The organism is Rathayibacter tritici (assembly GCF_002932875.1).
In the GTDB taxonomy this organism is placed as follows: Bacteria; Actinomycetota; Actinomycetes; order Actinomycetales; family Microbacteriaceae; genus Rathayibacter; species Rathayibacter tritici.
This window is the reverse complement of sequence record NZ_PSWS01000019.1, coordinates 1-5,611: the sequence shown is the minus strand read 5'-3', so window position 1 is coordinate 5,611 and position 5,611 is coordinate 1. Positions and strand designations below refer to the sequence as shown.

The following is a 5,611-nucleotide window of genomic DNA, read 5'->3' as shown; positions in this document are numbered from 1 at the left end:
CACTCCCCGGAAAAAATTTCACCACGGACAACATGATGACAACACACGTACAGCCAACCGATACATCTCCTCCATCCGTTCGGCGGTCGAAAGATGCATCGCGCACTGGAAGAACTGGAAAATCCTCAAGACCGGCTATCGCGGACGTCTTACAGAACTTCCCAACCTCATTCGCACCGTCACCCGCCTCGAACTTTACCGACTCGGCTGGTAAACGCTTATGAATAACGCTCTACGTCGTCCGGCGGCTGATCAGCCCATCCTCAAACTCGAAGAAGTCCGAGAACCTCGCATCGAGGGGCTCCCCTGAGTGCGAACGACCTTTAAAGTGACCGCGCACCGCGACTCGATCGTCCTGGTGGATGACTTCCTCGATCCAGTGCCCGCCGGCTTGGATCACGCGCCTCCCGTCGTAAAACCGCGCGATCGATGAACGTCCTACGAGCGGTTCGTACCCGGGACGCTCGTAGACCGCCTCTAAGGAGAATAAGGACGGCACGGCTCCAGGATCGTCGTCGACCGTGCGGTAGTAGGTCTGTACCAGGTCGGTTGCGGGCTTCGGCATGTCGTCCTGCTGTCTCAGCTCGACAGCAGCGCTGCCGTGAAGCGTTGACCGATTAGCTCGAGCATCGACATATCGTACACCATAGTAGAGCCCTGGACTGTGAGTGTCGCGCCGCCATGTGTGTGTGGCGTCACGTCCACGATTAGGTCGACCGCTATCTCGGGCGTCTGTGGGCGGCTGAACCGCGCCTCAAGTGCTCCGAACCTATCTGTCGCCCGGGCTGGCTCCTGCAGCACGAAAATCGAGGAGTACAACGGGTTTGCGGTGCTCCTCGAGATGCCGACCGCGTTGACGATCGACGATGCCGGCACATCGGCGAACGCCTTGGCTTCGGCGAACTCTTTAGCGATCGAGTGGAGCTGTTCGTCCCCAGCTTCGACATCACGAGGATGTCTGACGATCGCCATGGCGATGGCACACTCGATCATATTCAGCTCACTCGAGAACCGCCGCGTCGATACAGGGACGCCACTCGTTCCCGTGTCATCTACTCCGATGGAGAGATAGTAAGTCTGCAGGTAGACCGCGATGGGCTCCACGCCGGTGTGGTGCGCTCGCTCGTGAACAGCACGCACTGCAACCTCCGGGATCGCAATTTTGTGACAGCGTGTCGGTGGAAATTTCATTAGTCCTACCGCCCGAGAACGTTCGTCTCGATGCGGATCACGGACGTGCGCCAAGCGAGCCGCCGCGTTATCGAGGCGCTCGGCGACCGCGAGTCGCCGCTGTTCAAGCGCGCGCCTGCGATGGACATCAACGACTGTCCCCCATGTGGTCCCGAAGTGGGCGTGTTGGCCCTGCAATAGTGCCGAGTACGCACGCGCAAAATCCCTGCGGAGGATGTCTTCCGACCAGCCGTCGAAGATCACGTGATGAATTACGATCCCGAACGAGAACCGCCCGCCTCGATTGTCGTAGACCACATGCCAGTTCTCGCCATCCTCGACTTCCAGCTGATACGCGAAGAGCGCGTCTTCGAGTGTGCCGTGCTGGACAGCTGTCAGCAGGGGGCGGCTGTTCGTCTCACCTGGTCGCACGACTTCGAGACTCCACCGCGCTCTGAGAAGGGGATGTGCTGTCTGGACCGCCTTAGCTGCTTCGAGGAGCACATCTAGGTCGAGAGCTTCCTCGCAGTCGAATCGTAGGGCGCATAGCGCGGTCACATCGTGTTCATCGAATGCCTGAGCCAGCACGAAACCTCGGAGCGTATCGTCGATCTCTGCGGATCCGAGATCGACGCGGTCTCTTTCAAGCGGCTGGTTTGGAACAGAGGAAACCATGTCCCGGATCGCAGCGACGGTCGAAGTCGGCGTCAATTGTCGTGCGTCGAAGGAGGGTAGGTTGCGGCCGAGGTCCATACCGATCCGCAGGGCGTCCAACGACGACACGCCGAGCTCAAAGAGGGTCCCTGACGAGTCAGCCAGGATGCCGTATCGCGCAAGTACCGAGGCCACCAGGTCCCCAGTTGCTGCCGAGTCCGAGGGTCTGCGTGCGAGGCGCTCCATCTCGAGCTCGTCAAACTTCCCGGTCCGGGTGGTGGGAAACGCCTGGACGCGCTCGATCCGGCGCGGTGAAATCACCGACTCTCGTGCAAACCAATCGAGCAAATCCGCCGCGTGTTCCTCGTTTGCCCGGTAGTACATTGCGAAACCTGTGGCCACCCCGTCATCGTCACGGACCGCGACCGCTCGGGCTTCGAGCAGGGGGAACGCCGCGCAGACGCCGCGCTCTAACGCGGAGACGTCGATTCGCATCCCCCGGATCTTCAACTGGCGATCAATCCGACCTGCTAGGTACAGGCGGCCATCTCGGATGTAGCCGAGATCACCGGTGTGCAGGACGCGTTTGTCCGCTTCCCCATTACTCCCTGGTCGAATGCTGAACGGGTGGTCGTAGGGGCGCCCGAGGTACCCCAGACCAACGCGGTCCCCGAGCACTACGACTTCCCCCACTTGCCCTTCCTCGCAGGGTTCCCCCGCCGGGGACTCCACGATGACTTCGGCACCTCCAACCGGTACGCCGACGGAGACACCCTCCGAGCCGACGAGATCCTCGGCGACGATGTGCTGGGCTGTGACGAAGACTGTCGCTTCCGCTGGACCGTAGCCGTTAGTGAGACGAACATCCGGCACGTGGGTTAAGAACGCTCGCATGTGACGTTCGGAGGCCTTCTCCCCTCCGGTGAGCAGATGTCGAAGTCCCGCGAAACACAGCGGGTCCTGGTCTACAAGCAGGTTGAAGACCGAAGCGGTTAGCCAGAGATGAGTCAGCCCGAGCTCGACGTAACGGCGCACGTCTTCGGGGGTGAGGACCGCGCCGTGATCGGCGAGGAGGACTGCTCCACCCCTCGTCAGCATGCTCCACAGTTCCAGCGTGAGCCCGTCCCACTGCATCGGTGCCGCCTGCAGCATCATCGTTCCGGGACCGAAGTCAGCGAGACGGCGGTCTGAGAAGAGCGTTACGCTGGCACCATGGGTGCTGATCGTGCCCTTGGGCTCCCCTGTCGAGCCGCCGGTGAAGAAGATCGTGCTCGGCTCGGCCGGGCTAAGCGTGGGTACATCGCGCGATGTTGAGTTTGGAGATGTCCCGAGTGCGAGGCGCAGAAGGAGCGCTTTGTCGACGACGACACGCGGGGCGAGCTTCGCGAGCGCGGCCGCGCGTTGTTCCTTTGAGTGCGACGGGAGCACCGTGTAGACCGCCCCGCATGACAAAATTCCGAGCAGCAATGCGACGAACGGCTCGGAGCGTGGCAGGTCGTCGATTGCGACGACGTCGCCACCGCCAACGGCCAGGCTAGCTAGATTTCTGGCGATCTGATCCGCGGTGGCAGCGACGGTCCGGTAGCTCGACGTACGGCCGCTTGAGACTACGCACGGAGCGTCGGGGTGCTTCCTCGCCCACGTGGCGAAAGCACCATGGATGTTCAGCGCGTCGTCAGCGCCGCTGGAAAGGGACACGGTCAGTCATACTAACAGGCGCACCGGCAGGTCGTTGGGTGGCAAGATTATGGCGTGGACTACGAATCACCGAGACTCATCCTGCATCCCTTCACCCCGTCCGAGGCCGCGCGGGTCATGGCAGGAGAACCTGCTGGCAACGAGGCATGGGCGCCTGACTACCCGTTTGCGGACGAAATTGATCCGCTGAGGAGCTTGGCTGCGCAGACGGGAGAAGTCGAGCATCCGTTTGCGATGTACGCGATTCGCATCCGAGAGACCAATACTGCGATCGGCGGTCTTGGTTTCTTCGGGCCGCCGAAGGATGGCACGGTCGAGGTTGGGTACGGGCTAGTGCCGTCTGCTCGCGGCCGTGGGTACGCGACCGAGGCCCTTCGCCGAGCTGTCGAGATCGCTCGAAAAGCCGGAGCGGGGCGGATTGTCGCCGATACGAGCGTGGAGAACCTCCCGTCGCAGAACGTGATGTCCAAGGTCGGCTTCATTGAGACTGATCGGTCGGAGACCCTCGTCTACTACTCGCTCGACCTCTGACGGTTGAACGCGTTTATTCAAGGGCTGACAGAACTCGGGTGCGAGTGAGCTGCGAGTAGATGCTCTGCGCGGAGATCGTGATGCTCATCCGCCTCGGCGAGGATCCGACTACGTCCATGAAGCCGCCACCGACTATGAAAAAGTCGTCCTCCGGGGTGCCGCCCGCTATGCGTCTCTGTCTGGCATGATCCCGAGGACCATCGAGGTCTGGCGTACTGCTGCCAGGGCGAGAGTGTCGGATGGCGGAGGTGCCGGAGGGGAATCGGGGGTATCGGGGGTATCGGGGCAGTCCTCTCAGATGCCTAACCTGCCTGGTCAACTTTTCTTGTTCTTCGGCACAGCCTCGGGACGCTCCTTGCGGCCACAGTCATCACGAACCGCGACTGGCCGGTCGCGGTGGCGCTCCAGGCGGGACGCCAGCGTACGAGGTTGATCCAGACGATGCGGACGCCTTGATGCGGCTTCTCCACGCTGGCGGAGGGACTCCCGGTAAACTCCTCGGGATCCTGCCGATCTTCGGCCAGGCGCAAGGCTGGCCGCCCCGCTCCCCGCAGGCATCAAAGCAGACGTGACGGCACTCACCACGCGGGATGACAACCTTTCCCACCCCTCGGAGCGGGCGTTAGATTGGCGTTAACGCGTCGGCGGGTCGCGTGCAGGTGGAGTTCATCGACGGAGTGCGCCTCGCCGTATCGCAGTCGAGGAGTCTTCTGCGTGTGGCCGCGATGTTGTGGGGGGCGCAGCTTGTTCGACCCCCATGCGCACGGCGATCGCCGTGGGACTGTATCCACAATTTGACCCGATCAAGACAGCGAAAGACGGGAAGAACGCCCTATGTCCACCATCGTGTACCTGCCCTACGCAGGAGCCGGCGCCTCCGCGTTCCGCGCATGGAGCGCACTGAGCGCTGGCCGCGCTGATAGCTTCGCCGTGCAGCTCCCGGGACGCGAGGAGCGCTTCATCGACGAGCCGCTTCGCGACGTCGCGGCCGCCGCAGTGGACGCCGTGGCGCAGATCCGCCGCGCGGTCCCAAGCGGGACGGCGATCGTCATATTCGGTCACAGCCTCGGAGCCGTGCTCGCGTTCGAGGTCGCGAGGCGGCTTGAGGAGGACGGAGAACTTCAAGTGAAGGGGCTCGTCGTCAGCGGTTCGCCGGGACCGTGGAACGGTAGGTCTGAGCTGCCCAACGTTTCCTGGACCAGTTGAATAGTTGTCTACGCGGCGAGGTTCTCGGTGATCCATGCCTGCTCGGCTTCGTTCGGGGTCCGATAGTCAAGCCCCGAGTGAAGTCGTTGTTGATTGTAACGCAGTTCGATGTACCGTGTCACGTCGCGGATCGCTTTCTCTCTTGTCGGATATTGAGAGCGTTATTCATAAGGTCTGATTCGGGCGTGTCGTTCCGAGGCATCGGCTTCCCATTCGGGAGAATAGAAGTTCCAAAGCTCGCTATTTTCGGAACGGGAAGCCGATGCGGTACGACTCTACTACAGGCCTGGATGCGGAGCAATTGACGGAGCTGATCTGTCGGATATGGCAGATTGTCACGGGGAGGGGTGAG

At 62.0% G+C, this 5,611-nt stretch carries 5 protein-coding genes; 3 read left to right on the top strand and 2 right to left on the bottom strand.

The features are described 5' to 3' along the window. Nucleotides 1–214 (top strand): transposase family protein (locus tag C5D07_RS02990; protein ID WP_146079783.1); only part of this gene is annotated, 214 nt, incomplete at its 5' end. An 18-nt stretch (nucleotides 215–232) separates the two neighbouring features. On the opposite strand, the gene C5D07_RS02985 is transcribed toward C5D07_RS02990, so the two are convergent. Both C5D07_RS02985 and C5D07_RS02980 read right to left on the bottom strand, forming a co-directional pair. Further along, complete coding sequence (locus tag C5D07_RS02985) at nucleotides 233–565, bottom strand: nuclear transport factor 2 family protein (RefSeq protein ID WP_104258646.1); 333 nt, start codon at nucleotides 563–565, stop codon at nucleotides 233–235. A 14-nt stretch (nucleotides 566–579) separates the two neighbouring features. Next, nucleotides 580–3,522, bottom strand: coding sequence for an AMP-binding protein (locus C5D07_RS02980; RefSeq protein WP_068250280.1), 2,943 nt, complete (start codon nucleotides 3,520–3,522; stop codon nucleotides 580–582). A 54-nt stretch (nucleotides 3,523–3,576) separates the two neighbouring features. Here C5D07_RS02980 and C5D07_RS02975 point away from each other — a divergent pair, with 54 nt between their 5' ends. After that, nucleotides 3,577–4,053 (top strand): GNAT family N-acetyltransferase, encoded by a 477-nt coding sequence (locus C5D07_RS02975; protein ID WP_068250283.1) that lies wholly within the window; start codon nucleotides 3,577–3,579, stop codon nucleotides 4,051–4,053. 834 nt (nucleotides 4,054–4,887) lie between these two features. Next, nucleotides 4,888–5,259, top strand: coding sequence for a thioesterase II family protein (locus C5D07_RS02970; RefSeq protein WP_104258645.1), 372 nt, complete (start codon nucleotides 4,888–4,890; stop codon nucleotides 5,257–5,259). The last annotated feature ends 352 nt before the right edge of the window (nucleotides 5,260–5,611 follow it).

What these genes read in the sequence shown, in the direction of transcription:
- C5D07_RS02985 (WP_104258646.1), bottom strand. Translation starts at nt 565, where the DNA reads ATGCCGAAGCCCGCAACCGACCTGGTACAGACCTACTACCGCACGGTC.
- C5D07_RS02970 (WP_104258645.1), top strand. Translation starts at nt 4,888, where the DNA reads ATGTCCACCATCGTGTACCTGCCCTACGCAGGAGCCGGCGCCTCCGCG.